General features: G+C 55.9%; 14 protein-coding genes. 12 read left to right on the top strand and 2 right to left on the bottom strand.

Annotated elements, in window-relative coordinates; all coding sequences use genetic code 11:
• The first annotated feature begins 64 nt into the window (after positions 1–64).
• Entirely contained in the window at positions 65–1663 is a 1599-nt protein-coding gene (locus tag LC059_RS16720; RefSeq protein ID WP_226705007.1) for a glycosyl hydrolase family 18 protein, read from the top strand.
• A gap of 139 nt (positions 1664–1802) precedes the next feature.
• Here the strand turns inward: LC059_RS16720 and gltA are convergent, their stop codons facing one another.
• Positions 1803–3092 (bottom strand): citrate synthase, encoded by a 1290-nt coding sequence (gene gltA, locus LC059_RS16725; RefSeq protein WP_226705008.1) that lies wholly within the window; start codon positions 3090–3092, stop codon positions 1803–1805.
• 671 nt (positions 3093–3763) lie between these two features.
• Between gltA and sdhC the strand changes: the two genes are divergently transcribed.
• The 11 genes from sdhC (at position 3764) to LC059_RS16780 (ending at position 16380) form a co-directional block, all read left to right on the top strand.
• On the top strand, positions 3764–4138 hold the full coding sequence (gene sdhC / locus LC059_RS16730; protein WP_226705009.1) for a succinate dehydrogenase, cytochrome b556 subunit: 375 nt from the start codon (positions 3764–3766) through the stop codon (positions 4136–4138).
• Positions 4132–4500, top strand: coding sequence for a succinate dehydrogenase, hydrophobic membrane anchor protein (sdhD, locus tag LC059_RS16735; protein WP_226705010.1), 369 nt, complete (start codon positions 4132–4134; stop codon positions 4498–4500). The genes sdhC and sdhD overlap by 7 nt, the downstream gene beginning before the upstream one ends.
• A gap of 3 nt (positions 4501–4503) precedes the next feature.
• Positions 4504–6276, top strand: coding sequence for a succinate dehydrogenase flavoprotein subunit (sdhA, locus tag LC059_RS16740; RefSeq protein ID WP_226705011.1), 1773 nt, complete (start codon positions 4504–4506; stop codon positions 6274–6276).
• A gap of 18 nt (positions 6277–6294) precedes the next feature.
• Complete coding sequence (locus LC059_RS16745; protein WP_226705012.1) at positions 6295–6999, top strand: succinate dehydrogenase iron-sulfur subunit; 705 nt, start codon at positions 6295–6297, stop codon at positions 6997–6999.
• Positions 7000–7189: 190 nt separating this feature from the next.
• Positions 7190–10015: a 2-oxoglutarate dehydrogenase E1 component gene (locus LC059_RS16750; protein ID WP_226705013.1), complete on the top strand. Its 2826-nt coding sequence runs from the start codon at positions 7190–7192 to the stop codon at positions 10013–10015.
• A 41-nt stretch (positions 10016–10056) separates the two neighbouring features.
• A complete protein-coding gene (gene odhB / locus LC059_RS16755) occupies positions 10057–11259 on the top strand; it encodes a 2-oxoglutarate dehydrogenase complex dihydrolipoyllysine-residue succinyltransferase (protein ID WP_226705014.1) in 1203 nt (400 codons plus the stop codon).
• Between the two features lie 173 nt (positions 11260–11432).
• On the top strand, positions 11433–12878 hold the full coding sequence (gene lpdA / locus LC059_RS16760; protein WP_226705015.1) for a dihydrolipoyl dehydrogenase: 1446 nt from the start codon (positions 11433–11435) through the stop codon (positions 12876–12878).
• A 150-nt stretch (positions 12879–13028) separates the two neighbouring features.
• Positions 13029–14195 carry an ADP-forming succinate--CoA ligase subunit beta gene (gene sucC / locus LC059_RS16765; RefSeq protein ID WP_226705016.1) on the top strand — a complete coding sequence of 389 codons (1167 nt, stop codon included), beginning with the start codon at positions 13029–13031 and terminating at the stop codon, positions 14193–14195.
• Positions 14196–14197: 2 nt separating this feature from the next.
• Positions 14198–15070: a succinate--CoA ligase subunit alpha gene (gene sucD / locus LC059_RS16770; RefSeq protein WP_010131883.1), complete on the top strand. Its 873-nt coding sequence runs from the start codon at positions 14198–14200 to the stop codon at positions 15068–15070.
• Positions 15071–15508: 438 nt separating this feature from the next.
• Positions 15509–15835: a hypothetical protein gene (locus LC059_RS16775; protein WP_226705017.1), complete on the top strand. Its 327-nt coding sequence runs from the start codon at positions 15509–15511 to the stop codon at positions 15833–15835.
• A gap of 98 nt (positions 15836–15933) precedes the next feature.
• Positions 15934–16380, top strand: a complete 447-nt coding sequence (locus LC059_RS16780) for a hypothetical protein (RefSeq protein WP_226705018.1) — start codon at positions 15934–15936, stop codon at positions 16378–16380.
• Between the two features lie 28 nt (positions 16381–16408).
• Here the strand turns inward: LC059_RS16780 and LC059_RS16785 are convergent.
• The coding region (locus LC059_RS16785; RefSeq protein WP_226705019.1) for a transposase at positions 16409–16642 on the bottom strand (234 nt) is incomplete at its 5' end.

The raw sequence follows: 16642 nt of genomic DNA on the forward strand, positions 1-16642 counted from the left end.
GCGCCCTCTGTTCTTTTAACGTTTTTTCGAGAGGCATCCTAAAAAAATAATTCAGGAAAACCTTATGAAAAAGCAATTAATGAGCCTGCTTGTGCTCGGTCTGCTTTCAATCGAGGCTGCAGCGGTGGATTGCAGTGCACGCCCGGACTGGGAAGCGAGTGCTATCTATGTGGGCGGTAATTCGGTGCAACACCTGGGCAACGCCTACACCGCAAATTACTGGACACAGAACAATGACCCGGTAACGCACTCCGGTACCTGGGCGCACTGGAAATACGACGGCGCCTGTGATGGCGGTTCGTCATCCAGCTCTTCCAGTTCCTCGTCCAGCTCTTCTTCCAGTTCTTCTTCCAGTTCTTCTTCCAGTTCTTCTTCCAGCTCCTCGAGTTCCAGTGGTGGCTCCGGTGGCGGTTCCGGTGGTGGTTCATGCAGTTCCCTGCAGTACGTGGCCGGTACCAGCTACGTTGCAGGGCAGCTGGTGCAGAATGTCGGGCTGGAATTCCAGTGCAATATCGCCGGCTGGTGTTCCTCCAGTGCCGCCTGGGCTTATGCGCCGGGTGAGGGTGCTCATTGGGAGGACGCCTGGAGCCAGGTGGGTGACTGTGGCAGCTCCTCTTCCAGCAGCTCATCCAGTGGTGGGTCCAGTTCTTCCTCCAGCAGTTCCGGTTCGTCCAGCTCTTCCGGTGGTTCTTCTTCCGGTGGTAATAGTGGATTGCTACCCAAGCACGCCCTTGTGGGTTACTGGCACAACTTCGACAACGGTTCCGGCCTGTACCGCATCAGTGAAGTCTCCGATGTGTGGGACGTGATCGTGGTTGCCTTTGTGGACGACGCGGGCAACGGCAATATCGCGTTCAACCTGGATCCGGGTCTCGACAGGCAGCAGTTTATTGACGACGTTGCGGCCAAGCGCGCGGCCGGAAAAATCGTGATTGCTTCCTACGGCGGCGAGAAAGGCACCGTGACTCTCAATACCGAGGAAAACGTTACCAACTTCGTCAACAGCACTGCGGCAATGATCGACGAGTACGGTTTTGACGGAATCGATATCGACCTGGAATCGGGGGCGGGCGTGATGCACGGTGCACCGGTAATCCAGAACATGGTGGATGCGGTCAAGCAGCTGAAGCAGCGTTACCCGGGCATGTATCTGTCCATGGCTCCGGAGCACCCGTATGTGCAGGGCGGCTATGTGTCTTACACCGGCATCTGGGGTGCCTATCTGCCGATGATCGACCAGTTGCGGGATGACCTGGATCTGCTGCATGTGCAGCTGTACAACAACGGCGGACTCGCGACCCCATACCGGGGGCAGGCCTACGCGGCGGGTTCTGTGGATATGATGGTGTCTTCCGCACTGATGCTGATTGAAGGTTTCCCGCTGGGTTATGGCAATGCGGGCTTCTTTGAAGGCTTGCGTCCGGACCAGGTGGGCCTGGCCTTGCCTTCCGGCCCAAGCTCCGCAGGCAGCGGCTTTGCTACCACCGCGGACATCAACCGCGCGCTGGATTGCCTGACGCAACAGCTGAACTGTGACACGCTGACACCGTCCCAGGCCTACCCGACCTTTAACGGCGTAATGACCTGGTCCATCAACTGGGACATGCACGACGGCGGGATCTTCTCCGGGCCGGTGGGCAGTCATGTGCACAACCTGCCGTAACACTTCCTTGAGGTAGGCGGCGACTATCCCCTGTACCGGTTGGTGTGGGGGTGTGCAGCCTGAGAGTAATACGGAGAATTATTGAGGCATAAAAAAACCCGGCAAAAGCCGGGTATTTTCGGTGTTCTGAAAAAGTCGCTTAGCGATCGTTCAGGGACACGTAGTCGCGCGCGGTGTAGCCGGTGTACAGCTGACGCGGACGACCGATCTTGTACGGATTGGAGATCATCTCGTTCCAGTGTGCAATCCAGCCAGCGGTACGGCCGGTGGCGAAGATTACGGTGAACATGTCGGTGGGGATACCGATGGCCTTCATGATGATGCCGGAGTAGAAGTCCACGTTCGGGTACAGCTTCTTCTCGACGAAGTACTCGTCTTCCAGGGCGATCTTTTCCAGCTTCTTGGCGATACGCAGCAGCGGATCGTTCTCGGCACCCATAGCACCCAGTACTTCGTCGCAGATGCCCTGCATTACGCGGGAACGCGGGTCGAAGTTCTTGTATACGCGGTGGCCGAAGCCCATCAGGCGGAACGGATCGTTCTTGTCCTTGGCCTTGGCAACGTACTCGTCGATACGGCTCTCGTCGCCGATCTCCTGCAGCATGTTCAGTACCGCTTCGTTGGCGCCGCCGTGTGCCGGGCCCCAAAGGGTGGCGATACCGGAGGAGATACAGGCGAAGGGGTTGGCACCGGAGGAGCCAGCCAGGCGCACGGTAGAGGTAGAGGCGTTCTGCTCGTGGTCCGCATGCAGCAGGAAGATCACGTCCATGGCCTTGGCCACGATCGGGTCGATCTTGCTCGGCTCACAGGGGTTGCCGAACATCATGTGCAGGAAGTTCTCGGAGTAGCTGAGGCTGTTGTCCGGGTACATGAACGGCTGGCCCTTGCTGTGCTTGTAGCACATGGCGGCGAGGGTCGGCATCTTGGCGATCAGGCGATCCGCAGAGATCTTGCGGTGTTCCGGGTCGGTGATGTCCAGGGAGTCGTGATAGAAGGAGGCGAGGGCGCCGACAACGCCGCACATCATGGCCATCGGGTGGGCGTCGTAACGGAAGCCCTTGAAGAAGTTGACCAGTGATTCATGCACCATGGTGTGGTTCATGATGCTGTTGACGTATTCCTTCTTCTGCTCTGCGTTCGGCAGCTCGCCATTCATCAGCAGGTAGCAGGTTTCCAGGTAGTCAGACTTTTCCGCCAGTTGCTCGATGGGGTAGCCGCGGTGCAGCAGCACGCCCTTGGCGCCATCGATGTAAGTGATCTTGGACTCGCAGGAGGCGGTAGACATAAAGCCCGGGTCGTAGGTAAACAGGCCTTTGCTCGCCAGGCTGCTGACGTCAACAACGTCGGGACCGGCAGTGCCAGAGTAAACTGGCAGGTCGTAAGGGGCGTCGATACCGTCGACCGTGAGTTGAGCTTTCTTGTCGGACATTGTGGACTCCTAAAAACTATTCTTTTGCCAGCGTTCTTATTTCCACACAAATCACTGAATGCAATCAGGGATTTTACGGCCCGGGTAGGGGCGCGCTCCGCGCTCACCTGTGATCACCTTTTTATGGGAAGGCGTTATTCAGGTGGTTTTTGGCGTATGCAAAACCCGGAAGGTGCCGGATTCTGCGGGCTCGGAGGGCCTTCATTGGCTGCATCCGGGCGCGGATATGGGGCTAGCGGGCTTTTGAGCGCGGCCAAACTTAAGTGCCTCGCCCTAAATTGTCAAACCAAATCGGAATGGCTGACCGGTTCTGTGCCCGCAGGATCTTCCGTATTGAGCGTGGGTGGCAGGGATTTTGCCTGCAGGGAAGGGGCGCTGGAAGCGGAATCTGGCGCGCCGATCCGGTGGGGTGGAAATAGGCGCTTCATACTTTGGTCTGGTGTGTGGCGTAGATTGCAACTGGTACAAAGCCGCCACCATAGGACCATCAAGGGCCGATGGTTCGTTGTGTTTTGATATATGAATGCCTATAATCCGCGCGGCTTGCGCCTTGGTAAGGCCACTTTGTACAAGACCTCTACAGGTTGTGTGGATAGTGATCAGCAAGCTCGCCCGGACTACACAATTTTCAACGGGCGCCCCGTCTTTCAGGGCAACAAGGTGTTTTTCCTGTGAACAAGAACAGACCTGTCAATTTAGACATTTCTACTATTAAGCTTCCCGCGCCAGCGTTGGTTTCTATTCTGCACCGTATTTCCGGTGTGGTGCTTTTCGCTGTGGTTGCACTTCTTCTGTGCATGCTGGATTCCAGTCTGGAATCTGAGCAGGGTTTCCAAAAAGTAGCCGACTTCTTTACGAGTGTGCCGGCCAAGCTGCTGCTGTGGGCCTCACTGGCTGCACTGATCTACCACTTGATCGCGGGTGTGCGTCACCTGTTGATGGATGCTGGTCTGGGTGAGAGCCTCGAAGGTGGTCGCCGCGGCGCCATCCTGGTACTGGTGCTTTCTATAGTGCTCATTCTGCTGGCGGGGGTTCTGATATGGTAAAGGCAGTTACTGGTTTCGGTCGCAGTGGTCTGTACGACTGGTTCATTCAGCGCATCAGTGCAGTAGTGCTGGTGGCTTACACCCTCTTTATAGTGGGCTTCATTTTTCTCTCCAAAGACTTTGGCTACGCCAGCTGGTCTGCGCTGTTTGAACAGCGCTGGGTGCGCGTATTCAGCCTGGTGGCTTTGATCTCCACAATTGCTCATGCCTGGATCGGTCTCTGGTCCGTGGTTACCGACTACCTCACCAACCGGATGATGGGCGGCAAAGCGACCGTTCTGCGTATCTTGGTTGAAGTACTGCTGGGCGCGGTTGCCGTGTTCTATGCGGTGTGGGGCATTGAAATTCTGTGGGGTGTGTAAGTAATGTCGAATATGCGAACAATAACCTTTGACGGTATCGTGATTGGCGGCGGCGGTGCGGGTATGCGCGCTGCCCTGCAGATGGCCCAGTCCGGTTTCAAGACTGCGGTAATCACCAAAGTATTCCCGACCCGTTCACACACAGTTTCCGCCCAGGGCGGTATCACCTGTGCAATTGCCAGTGACGATCCCAATGACGATTGGCGCTGGCACATGTACGACACCGTCAAGGGCTCCGACTACATCGGTGACCAGGACGCGATCGAGTACATGTGTTCCGTAGGCCCTGAAGCGGTGTTCGAGCTGGAGCACATGGGTCTGCCGTTCTCCCGTACTAAAGAAGGGCGTATCTATCAGCGTCCGTTCGGTGGCCAGTCCAAGGACTTTGGTCGCGGTGGCCAGGCGGCGCGTACCTGTGCTGCTGCTGACCGTACCGGTCACGCCCTGCTGCACACCCTTTACCAGAACAACGTCAAGCACAACACCGTATTTCTGAACGAGTGGTTCGCGGTAGACCTGGTGAAAAACCAGGACGGCGCTGTGGTCGGTGTTATCGCGATCTGCATTGAAGATGGTGAAGTCGTCTTCATCAAGTCGAAAGCCACCGTGCTGGCGACCGGCGGTGCTGGCCGGATTTATGCCTCTACCACGAACGCACACATCAATACCGGTGACGGTGTTGGTATGGCACTGCGCGCTGGTGTGCCGGTGCAGGATATCGAAATGTGGCAGTTCCACCCCACCGGTATTTACGGTGCGGGCACCCTGGTGACCGAAGGTTGTCGCGGTGAGGGCGGTTACCTGATCAACAAGGACGGCGAGCGCTTCATGGAGCGTTACGCGCCGAATGCCAAGGACCTTGCCGGGCGCGATGTGGTTGCCCGCTCCATGGTTCTCGAAATTCTGGATGGCCGCGGTGCCGGTCCGAATGGCGACCACGTGTTCCTGAAGCTGGACCACCTGGGTGAAGAGTTGCTGCACAGCCGCCTGCCGGGTATTTGTGAGCTGTCCAAGACCTTCGCTCACGTCGATCCGGTAAAAGAGCCGATTCCGGTTGTGCCGACCTGTCACTATATGATGGGCGGTATTCCCACCAATATTCACGGCCAGGCCCTGACCCAGGATGCATCGGGCAATGATCAGGTGATCGACGGTTTGTACGCCTGTGGCGAAGTCGCCTGCGTATCGGTGCACGGCGCCAACCGCCTGGGCGGCAACTCGCTGCTGGACCTGGTGGTCTTCGGCCGCGCCTCCGGCCTGTTCATCGAGAAGGCCCTGCGCGAAGGTATCGAAAGTCGTGAAGCTTCTGACTCTGATATCGAAGCCGCTATGTCCCGCCTGAACCGTCTCGAAACCACCAACAATGGTGAGAAGTCAGCGGACCTGCGCGCCGAGCTGCAAGGCGTGATGCAGAATCACTTCGGTGTATTCCGTCGCGGCGACTACATGGCCGAGGGTGTTAGCAAGCTGGAAGACCTGCGTGAGCGTATTGCCAACGTGCGTCTGGACGACAAGTCCCGCGCCTTCAATACCGCGCGGATTGAAGCACTCGAGCTGCAGAACCTGCTGGAGGTGGCCGAAGCCACCGCGATCGCGGCAGAAGTGCGTACCGAGAGCCGCGGTGCCCACGCTCGTGAAGACTATCAGGAGCGCGACGACGAAAACTGGCTGTGCCACTCCATGTATTACTCGAGCGAGAAGCGTGTGGGCAAGCGCGCGGTCAACTTTGCGCCCAACACCGTAGACGCTTTCGAGCCGAAAGCGCGTACCTACTAATTCGGGAGCGGAAAGAACATGTTGAAAGTAAGCATTTACCGTTACAACCCGGAAACCGATTCTGCACCCTACATGCAGGATTACGAGCTGGATACTCAGGGCAAGGACCTGATGGTGCTGGACGTGCTGGAGCTGCTGAAAGCGCAGGACCCGACCCTGTCATATCGCCGTTCCTGTCGTGAAGGTGTCTGTGGCTCCGACGGTATGAATATTTCCGGTAAGAACGGGCTCGCCTGTATCATGCCTATCTCCGAAGCGGCGCCGAAAGGCAAGCTGGTACTGCGTCCGCTGCCCGGGCTGCCGGTCATCCGTGACCTGGTGGTAGATATGGAGCAGTTCTACACCCAGTACAAGAAGATCGAACCATACCTGCAGAACGATACGCCGGCTCCGGCCATCGAGCGTCTGCAGTCTCCGGAAGAACGTGAAAAACTGGATGGCCTCTACGAGTGTATTCTCTGCGCCTGCTGTTCCACGTCTTGCCCGTCCTTCTGGTGGAACCCCGACAAGTTCATCGGCCCGGCAGGTCTGCTGCAGGCCTATCGTTTCCTCGCGGACAGCCGCGATGAAGCCACTGATGAGCGCCTCGGTAAACTGGATGATCCGTTCAGTGTTTTCCGCTGTCACGGTATCCAGAACTGTGTGAATGTTTGCCCCAAAGGGTTGAACCCTACCCGGGCAATCGGCCATATCCGCAATATGCTGATAACCCGCGCGGTATAGGGGCTAGCCCCAACCGGGAACGCGGGTTCCCATCAAAAATAATCACAATTAGGTCGACAGCAGCGCAGCTGTCAGGCTTATACGAAAAAGGGGAGGTGTCTTTTCAGCACCTCCCCTTTTGTGAGTGAAAAGACAGGAAAGAGCGGCGCGAAATTTCAAGGGTGCGCGTCGTCAATTGAGGTAGGCATTAATGCACGAAAGCACAATGGAGGAACTCTGGCGTACTTCGCATATTTCTGGTGGCAACGCCGGGTATGTGGAGGAGCTGTACGAGACCTATCTGCACGACCCCAGTGGTGTACCGGAAGAATGGCGCAGTTACTTTGACAGCCTGCCGCGGGTAAATGGCGGTGATGTCTCACATGCTGCCATTCGTCAGCACTTCGAGTTGCTGGCGAAGAACCGTACCCGCCCTCTCGCCGCTCCCGGCGCTGGCTCGGTCAATATTGAACACGAGCGCAAGCAGATTAAAGTTCTGCAACTGATCAATTCCTATCGTCACCGCGGTCACAAGAAGGCCACCCTTGACCCGCTGGGCATCATGGCCCGCGAGCAGGTGCCGGATCTGCAGCTGAACTACCACGGCCTCACTGAAGGCGATTTCGACACCACCTTCCAGACTGGCGACCTGTTCTTCTGCAACGGTGAAGCCACTCTGCGTGAAATCGTCGAAGGCCTGGAAAATACCTACTGCCGCAACCTGGGTGCCGAGATCATGCACCTGTCCAACCTGGACGAGCAGCAGTGGTTCCAGCAGCGCCTTGAGCGCAGCCAGTCCAACCCGACTTTCGGCAATGACATTCGCACCGAAATTCTGCAGCGCCTGTCTGCGGCAGAAGGCCTCGAGCGTCACCTGGATTCCAAGTACCCGGGCACCAAACGTTTCGGCGTGGAAGGCGGCGAGAGCCTGATCCCGCTCATGGACGCACTGATCCGTCGTTCCGGTACCTACTCGGTAAAAGAAATCGTGATCGGCATGGCCCACCGCGGCCGCCTGAACACGCTGGTGAATATCCTGGGTAAAAACCCGGCGGACCTGTTTGAAGAGTTCGAGGGCAAGAAAACCCTGGATACCTCCGGCGACGTGAAGTATCACCAGGGCTTCTCCTCCAACGTAATGACCCCCGGCGGCGAAGTGCACCTGGCGCTGGCCTTTAACCCCTCGCACCTTGAGATCTGTGCGCCGGTGGTTGTCGGTTCCGTGCGCGCCCGCCAAGATCGTCGCGGCGACAGCACTGGTGAAAAGGTGATGCCGATCAATATCCACGGTGACGCGGCCTTCGCCGGTCAGGGCGTAGTGCAGGAAACCCTGCAGATGTCCCAGACCCGTGGCTACTACACTGGCGGCACCATCCATCTGGTGCTGAACAACCAGGTTGGCTTCACCACCAGCAAACGCGAAGACGCCCGCTCCACCGAGTACTGTACCGATGTCGCGAAGATGATCGACGCCCCGGTACTGCATGTGAACGGCGACGACCCCGAAGCCGTAGTGCTGGCAGGTCTGCTGGCGGTGGATTACCGCTACGAGTTCAAGAAAGACATCGTCATCGACCTGGTGTGCTACCGCCGTCGCGGTCACAACGAAACCGATGACCCTTCTGGCACCCAGCCGCTGATGTACCAGACCATCCGCAAGCACAAGACCACCCGTACCCTGTACGCGGAAAAACTGGTCGCTGAAGGTGTGCTGGACAAGGCTGCCGCCGACAAGCTGGCCAATGATTACCGCGATAAACTCGACCGCGGTGAAGACGTGGCCACCGGTCTGGTGAAAGAGCCGGACGAGTCCATGTTTGTGGACTGGCGCCCCTACCTGAATCACGAGTGGACCGTGGCAGGTGACACCAGCTTCCCAATGAAGAAGCTGAAAGATGTTGCCAATCGCATGACCACCGTGCCCGACGGTATTGTGATGCAGCGCCAGGTCTCCAAGATCTACGAAGACCGCCGCAAAATGGCCGGCGGTGCGCTGCCTCTGAACTGGGGTATGGCGGAAACGTTGGCCTACGGCACGCTACTGGAAGAGGGCTTTATGGTCCGCTTCACCGGCGAAGATGTTGGCCGCGGTACCTTCTCGCACCGTCACGCGGTTATCCACAGCCAGAAAGATGGCCAGAGCTACGTTCCCCTGCAGAACATGTTCGAAGGCCAGCCGCGTTTCGATATCTACGATTCGCTGCTGTCGGAAGAAGCCGTTCTCGCGTTCGAATACGGCTATGCCACCACCACGCCAAAATCCCTGGTGGTGTGGGAAGCACAATTTGGCGATTTCGCCAACGGTGCCCAGGTGGTGATCGACCAGTTCATCACTTCCGGTGAGCACAAGTGGGGCCGTATGTGCGGCCTGGTGATGCTGTTGCCGCACGGTTATGAAGGTCAGGGCCCGGAGCACTCCTCCGCCCGTCTCGAACGCTTCATGCAGCTGTGTGCCGAGCACAATATCCAGGTGTGTAACGCCACCACCCCGGCCCAGATCTTCCACCTGCTGCGTCGTCAGGCAGTCCGCCCGATGCGCCGCCCGCTGGTAATCATGAGCCCGAAATGGATCCTGCGACACAAACTGGCCACCTCCAGCCTCGACGAGCTGGCAAAAGGCAAGTTCCACAACGTGATCCAGGACGAGGGTGTTGATCCCGCCAAGGTGAAGCGCCTGGTCATCTGCTCGGGCAAGGTTTACTACCATCTGCTGGAAGCGCGCATGGAGCGCGAACAGGAAGATGTAGCTCTGGTACGTCTGGAGCAGCTGTATCCCTTCCCGGACGACGAGTTCCTGGCTGCGGTTTCCGCATTCAAGAACATCAAGAGCGTGGCCTGGTGTCAGGAAGAGCCTATGAACCAGGGCGCCTGGTACTCCAGCCAGCACCACCTGCGTCGTCTGCTGAATGAAGCACATCCGAAGCTGGAGCTGGAATATGTCGGCCGCGCAGCCTCTGCTGCACCGGCGGCGGGCTATATGTCCACCCACTTGGAAGAACAGAATACGTTCATCAATGAGGCGCTGACTGTCAAATAAGACAGCAGTACAACGAAGAGCAATCTCAGGAAACAGGAAAAATGACCATCGAGATTAAAGCGCCAACTTTCCCGGAATCCGTTCAGGACGGCACTGTTGCCACCTGGCACAAACAACCGGGTGAAGCCGTGTCCCGCGATGAACTGATCGTGGATATTGAAACCGACAAAGTTGTGCTGGAAGTCGTTGCTCCGGCAGACGGCGCCATCAGCGAAATTATCAAGGGAGAGGGCGATACCGTGCTCTCCAACGAAGTGATCGCCAAGTTTGAAGAAGGTGCAGGCGGCAGCGCTGGTGCCTCTTCCGAAGCCCCTGCAGCAGAAGCCGCAGCCGAAGCGCCGGCCCCGGCAGCCGGCGGCGAGAAAATTGCCATGCCTTCCGCCAAGAAAATGGCGGCGGAAAAAGGCGTAGACCTGGCTGGCGTTGAAGGCTCCGGTAAAGGTGGTCGCGTTCTGAAAGAAGACGTGATGAAGGCTGGTTCAGCTCCCGCCGCTGCCGCTGCGCCCGCCGCTGCGGCACAGGTTGAAGTTACTCCGGGCGAGCGTGTTGAAAAGCGCGTACCCATGACCCGTATGCGCAAGCGTATCGCCGAGCGCCTGCTTGATGCGTCCCAGTCCACTGCCATGCTCACTACCTTCAACGAAGTGAACATGAAGCCGATCATGGACCTGCGTAAAAACTACAAGGACCTGTTCGAAAAAACCCATAACGGCACCCGCCTGGGCTTTATGGGCTTCTTTGTGAAAGCGGCAGTGGAAGCGCTCAAGCGTTACTCTGCGGTGAACGCTTCCATCGACGGTAACGACATCGTGTACCACGGTTACCAGGACATCGGTGTAGCAGTTTCTTCTCCGAAAGGTCTGGTAGTGCCGATTCTGCGCAATGCGGAGAACATGGGCCTGGCGGACATGGAAAACAATATCCGCGACCTGGGTCTGCGTGCCCGCGATGGCAAGCTGTCCATCGAGGAGATGACCGGCGGCACCTTCACCATCACTAACGGTGGTGTATTCGGTTCCCTGCTGTCCACCCCGATCCTGAACCCGCCGCAAACTGCAATCCTGGGTATGCACAAAATCCAGGAGCGCCCGATGGCGGTAGACGGCAAGGTAGAAATCCTGCCGATGATGTATTTGGCGCTGTCTTACGACCATCGCCTGATCGACGGTAAGGAAGCGGTAGGCTTCCTGGTGGCGATCAAGGAAATGATCGAAGACCCGGCGCGTATTCTGCTGGAAGTGTAAGCAGATTCTGTATTGGAGATATGGCGGCTGAATGTGCAGCCGCCTGACGAATGAGCCGGCCATTCGAGTCGGCAACAACGGCAGCAAGACCGTCTCAGGGAAAGCCGGGAAGACCCCGGTTATGCGAAAAAAATATTCGCATACATTGAATCCACTCAAATTTGGAACAGACCATGTCAGAAAAATTTGACGTAATCGTAATCGGCTCCGGCCCTGGTGGTTATGTTGCCGCAATCCGCGCAGCGCAGCTGGGCCTGAAAACTGCCTGTGTTGAAAAATGGGTAAACAAAGATGGCAAGACCGTTAATGGCGGTACCTGCCTGAATGTGGGCTGTATCCCTTCCAAGGCGCTGCTGGACAGCTCCTGGAAATACCATGAAGCAAAAGATTCTCTCGACGTGCACGGCATCGATACCGGCAAGGTAAAGATCGACGTCAAGAAAATGATCGAACGCAAAGACGGTGTAGTTAAGCAGATGTCCGGTGGTATCTCCGGGCTGTTCATGGCCAACAAGGTAACCTCCATTGAAGGTACCGGTAAGCTGCTGGCTGGCAAGAAAGTGGAAGTGACCGATAAAGACGGCAAATCCACCACTTACGAAGCCGACAACGTGATCCTGGCGTCCGGTTCTGTACCGGTAAACATTCCGCCGGCGCCTGTGGATAACAAAATCATCGTCGACTCCACCGGTGCACTGGAATTCACCGAAGTGCCCAAGCGCCTGGGTGTAATTGGTGCCGGTGTGATTGGCCTGGAACTGGGTTCTGTTTGGGGCCGCCTGGGTTCTGACGTTGTGGTTCTGGAAGCGCTGGATAATTTCCTGTCCATTATGGATCAGCAGATTGCCAAAGAGTCCCAGAAGATCTTCAAGAAGCAAGGTCTGGATATCCGCCTGTCCTGCCGTGTAACCGGTACTGAAGTAAAAGGCAAAGAAGTCGTTGTTACCTATCAGGACAAAGACGGCAAAGAGCAGAAGGAAACCTTCGACAAGCTGATCGTTTGCGTTGGTCGTCGCCCATACACTGAAGGCCTGCTGTCTGAAGACGCCGGCGTGAAGATGGACGAACGCGGTTTTATCTACGTCAACGACCTGTGTATGACTTCCGCTCCTGGCGTGTGGGCAGTCGGCGACGTGGTGCGTGGCCCGATGTTGGCTCACAAAGCGTCTGAAGAAGGTGTTGTGGTTGCTGAGCGCATCGCCGGCCAGAAGCCGATGATGAACTACGATGTGATCCCGAACGTGATCTATACCCACCCGGAAATCGCTGCGGTTGGCCGCACCGAAGAGCAGGTGAAAGCAGATGGCGAACCCTATAACGTAGGTGTATTCCCGTTTGTAGCGTCCGGTCGCGCCGTTGCCGCAAACGACACCAGCGGTATGGTCAAAATTATCGCCCATGCGGAAACTGACCGTGTGCTCGGCGCCCATATCGTAGGCCCGTCTGCCGCCGATCTGGTGCAGCAGGTTGCCATCGCTATGGAATTTGGTTCCAGCGCGGAAGACATCGGCATGACCGTCTTCGGTCACCCGACCCTGTCCGAAACCGTTAAGGAAGCGGCGCTTGCGGTCAACGGCCACGCGATCCATATCGCTAACCGTAAAAAGCGCAAGAAGTAAGCTCGTAATATTTCGGGGCGGCTATAACAGTCGCCCCGGTTTCATTTCAGAGCTCTGGCCTGGTATCAAAATACCACCAGAGCGCTGTCTAAAGGTGCAGAGTAATCTGCAAATTGGTAAACACATTTTAAATGTGAATTGGTATTGACTATGAACTTGCATGAGTATCAGGGCAAACAACTGTTTGCAGCATACGGATTGCCGGTTTCCCAAGGCATTGCAGCGGAAACCCCGGCAGCAGCAGCAGCGGCAGCAGACGAAATCGGCGGTGACAAGTGGGTTGTTAAAGCCCAGGTACACGCTGGTGGCCGCGGTAAAGCGGGCGGCGTAAAGCTGGTGGACTCCAAAGCGGAAATTGAAGAATTCGCGAAAAAGTGGCTGGGCAACAACCTGGTAACTTATCAGACAGACGAAAACGGCCAGCCGGTTTCCCGTATCCTCGTGGAAAGCTGCACCGATATCGATCAGGAACTGTACCTGGGTGCGGTGATGGACCGTGCTACCCGTCGCATCGTCTTCATGGCCTCCACCGAAGGCGGTGTTGAGATCGAGAAGGTTGCGGAAGAGACTCCGGAAAAAATCCTGAAAGCCATCATCGACCCGCTGGTAGGCGCACAGCCTTACCAGGGCCGTGAGCTGGCGTTCAAACTGGGCCTCGAAGGCGACCAGATCAAGCAGTTCACCAAGATCTTCCTGGGTCTGGCGAAAATGTTTGAAGAGAAAGATCTGGCCCTGCTGGAAATCAACCCGCTGGTCATCACTCCAGAGAAGAACCTGCACTGCCTGGACGCCAAGATCGTGATCGACAGCAACGCGCTGTACCGTCACCCGGACCTGCGTGAAATGCACGACCCGTCTCAGGAAGACGAGCGCGAAGCACACGCAGCCAAGTGGGACCTCAATTATGTGGCACTGGATGGCAACATCGGCTGCATGGTGAACGGTGCCGGTCTGGCCATGGGTACCATGGACATCGTGAACCTGCACGGCGGCAAGCCGGCCAACTTCCTGGACGTTGGTGGCGGTGCAACCAAAGAGCGCGTTGTGGAAGCGTTCAAGATCATCCTGTCTGACGAGAACGTGAAAGCCGTTCTGATCAACATCTTCGGCGGCATCGTGCGCTGCGACATGATCGCAGAAGGCGTAATCGGCGCGGTTAAAGAAGTTGGCGTTAAGATCCCGGTTGTTGTTCGCCTTGAAGGTAACAACGCAGACCTGGGTGCCAAGGTTCTGAGCGACAGCGGCCTGAACATCATCGCTGCCACCAGCCTGACCGACGCGGCAGAGCAAGTGGTTAAAGCTGCGGAGGGTAAATAATCATGTCAGTACTGATTAACAAAGACACTAAAGTAATCTGTCAGGGCTTCACCGGCTCCCAGGGTACTTTCCACTCCGAGCAAGCCATCGAGTACGGTACAAAAATGGTCGGTGGTGTTACCCCGGGCAAAGGCGGCCAGACTCATCTGGGCCTGCCGGTTTTCAACACCGTAAAAGAAGCGGTTGAAGCCACCGGTGCAGAAGCGTCCGTAATCTACGTACCGGCGCCTTTCTGTAAGGACTCCATCCTGGAAGCAGCCAACGGCGGCATCAAGCTGATCGTGTGCATCACCGAAGGCATTCCTACCATGGACATGCTGCAGGCCAAGGTTAAGTGCGACGAGCTGGGCGTGCGCCTGATCGGCCCGAACTGCCCGGGCGTAATCACTCCCGGTGAGTGCAAAATCGGCATCATGCCGGGCCACATCCACAAGCCGGGTAAAGTGGGCATCGTTTCCCGCTCCGGTACTCTGACTTACGAAGCCGTAAAGCAGACTACCGACCACGGCTTCGGCCAGTCCACCTGTGTAGGTATCGGTGGTGACCCCATCCCGGGCTCCAACTTCATCGACATTCTGGAAATGTTCCAGAACGACCCGCAGACCGAAGCGATCGTTATGATCGGTGAGATCGGTGGTTCCGCTGAAGAAGAAGCTGCTGCTTACATCAAGGAAAACGTCACCAAGCCGGTGGTTTCCTACATCGCTGGTGTAACCGCTCCTCCCGGAAAGCGCATGGGCCACGCCGGTGCGATCATCTCCGGTGGTAAAGGCACTGCAGACGAGAAGTTTGCCGCTCTGGAAGACGCCGGTGTTAAAACCGTGCGCTCCCTGGCGCAGATCGGCGACGCGCTGAAGGAAGTAACCGGCTGGTAATCAGCTGCTGCTTCCGAGCATAAAAAAAGCCGCCTTCGGGCGGCTTTTTTTGTGCCTGGAGGTGCTGGAAAGTCATAATAGTCGAGTGCTTGGTGTATGGGGCTTACTCGCAGTCATTTTAAAAACACTGAAAATTAGTAAACTAAGATCGGTTTTAAGGCCAACTTCCCGAAATATATAAGCTGAGTCTCCTATTTATCTGGTAGCGCTTGTAAGTTATTGATCTTAAAAGGGAGTGAAAACTGTTCAATGGCCGTGGGTAAGAATATGTTAATGACCTGAAGTCTCGTTAATTCTGAGGCGGGAAAGGTTGGTTTGGCTTTAGCGTTGATTTTAAAGGACTTTTTCCTGGGGGCGTGGCCGCGGTCCAGTAAATAGTAGCGAGAGATATATAAAGCCACTGGCCTTTGAATAAACTGTTAGGCTCTCGGAGAAGCCATGTCTCTATCAAAGAAAGGCCTAAGAAAAATAGAGCATTGTGGGCAAGAATACGGTTGGATGATTCTGAAAAGACCAACGTATACTCAAGCAGCTTTTCGCTCAAATATGACAGTAGCGATACAATTACTTAATACCGAAAAACCGAAGGTATTACACGTAACTCTGAATATAGATCGTCCAGATAATTGGCTTGAGCCTCACCAAACTCAGATAACTCCGCGGATAATAGAAGGAATTATTTCGGGCGCAATTGAAGATGGTTGGGTGCCAGATTCAGGGGGTGCAGCTTATGAGTTTTCGTATCAAGTCATAAAGTACGCGTAAGTTGAGCCTAACAAACGGTTGTAGTCGCCGCGAAAGACACGGCTGGGACGGCTTACGCTACGCTCCAGCCGCCCCTAAACCGAGCGTTAGTGGTCATCATGAATCGAGCATTATTTATAGCGCTTGCGTTTTCCTTTCAGGTTTCTGCGACTGAAGATCCAGAAATTCTAGAAACTGTTTGGCATAAATCGGAATCTGAACTTTCATGTTCTTCCACGGAGTTAAATCCTAGCGAGACGCTTCAAGTTAAGCTCGGAGGACATCATGGAAGCGAGTTGGCGGTGTACCGTCACGATGATAATTTGTGGTTGTTTATGGTGGTAGGCTCTCCGCCTACGGGCATGGTTTCTTTGATGTCACCTCAAGAGTTTGAGGGCGCCAAATCGTTTGTGATTTCACCAAAAACAACAGGATATCGCTGGGATTCAGTGGGCGCTAATGAGGTTATTTTTTCTAAGCCGGGTAAATATACTCTGTACGTAAGTGAGAATCTTGAAAGCGAGCTTGGAGGGTACAAGTGCGATCTAGTGGTCAAAAACCACTAACAAGTGACTATGGCTCTGAGTCAACCGCTTAGGCCATGTTTCCCTCCCAGGCAGTACCATTTCGTACCATGCTGTTGAGGATAACAATCATCTTACGCATGCATGCCACCAGAGCAACCTTCGGCCGCTTGCCGGCTGCTCTAAGTCGCTCATAGTAGTCTTTGAATTTCTTATTGCATTGGATGGTCGACATCATCGCCATAAACATAACCGTGCGTATTTGATGACGTCCGCCGCGTATTCTGCGAAGGCCCTGGTATCG

The sequence above is a fragment of the Microbulbifer elongatus genome (assembly GCF_020524885.1).
In the GTDB taxonomy this organism is placed as follows: Bacteria; Pseudomonadota; Gammaproteobacteria; order Pseudomonadales; family Cellvibrionaceae; genus Microbulbifer; species Microbulbifer elongatus_A.

Bases quoted from the DNA above. Each gene is read 5' to 3' on its own strand.
- odhB (WP_226705014.1), top strand. From the start codon at position 10,057: ATGACCATCGAGATTAAAGCGCCAACTTTCCCGGAATCCGTTCAGGAC.
- sucD (WP_010131883.1), top strand. From the start codon at position 14,198: ATGTCAGTACTGATTAACAAAGACACTAAAGTAATCTGTCAGGGCTTC.
- LC059_RS16775 (WP_226705017.1), top strand. From the start codon at position 15,509: ATGTCTCTATCAAAGAAAGGCCTAAGAAAAATAGAGCATTGTGGGCAA.
- sdhA (WP_226705011.1), top strand. From the start codon at position 4,504: ATGTCGAATATGCGAACAATAACCTTTGACGGTATCGTGATTGGCGGC.
- lpdA (WP_226705015.1), top strand. From the start codon at position 11,433: ATGTCAGAAAAATTTGACGTAATCGTAATCGGCTCCGGCCCTGGTGGT.
- LC059_RS16745 (WP_226705012.1), top strand. From the start codon at position 6,295: ATGTTGAAAGTAAGCATTTACCGTTACAACCCGGAAACCGATTCTGCA.
- sucC (WP_226705016.1), top strand. From the start codon at position 13,029: ATGAACTTGCATGAGTATCAGGGCAAACAACTGTTTGCAGCATACGGA.
- LC059_RS16720 (WP_226705007.1), top strand. From the start codon at position 65: ATGAAAAAGCAATTAATGAGCCTGCTTGTGCTCGGTCTGCTTTCAATC.
- LC059_RS16780 (WP_226705018.1), top strand. From the start codon at position 15,934: ATGAATCGAGCATTATTTATAGCGCTTGCGTTTTCCTTTCAGGTTTCT.
- sdhD (WP_226705010.1), top strand. From the start codon at position 4,132: ATGGTAAAGGCAGTTACTGGTTTCGGTCGCAGTGGTCTGTACGACTGG.
- gltA (WP_226705008.1), bottom strand. From the start codon at position 3,092: ATGTCCGACAAGAAAGCTCAACTCACGGTCGACGGTATCGACGCCCCT.
- LC059_RS16750 (WP_226705013.1), top strand. From the start codon at position 7,190: ATGCACGAAAGCACAATGGAGGAACTCTGGCGTACTTCGCATATTTCT.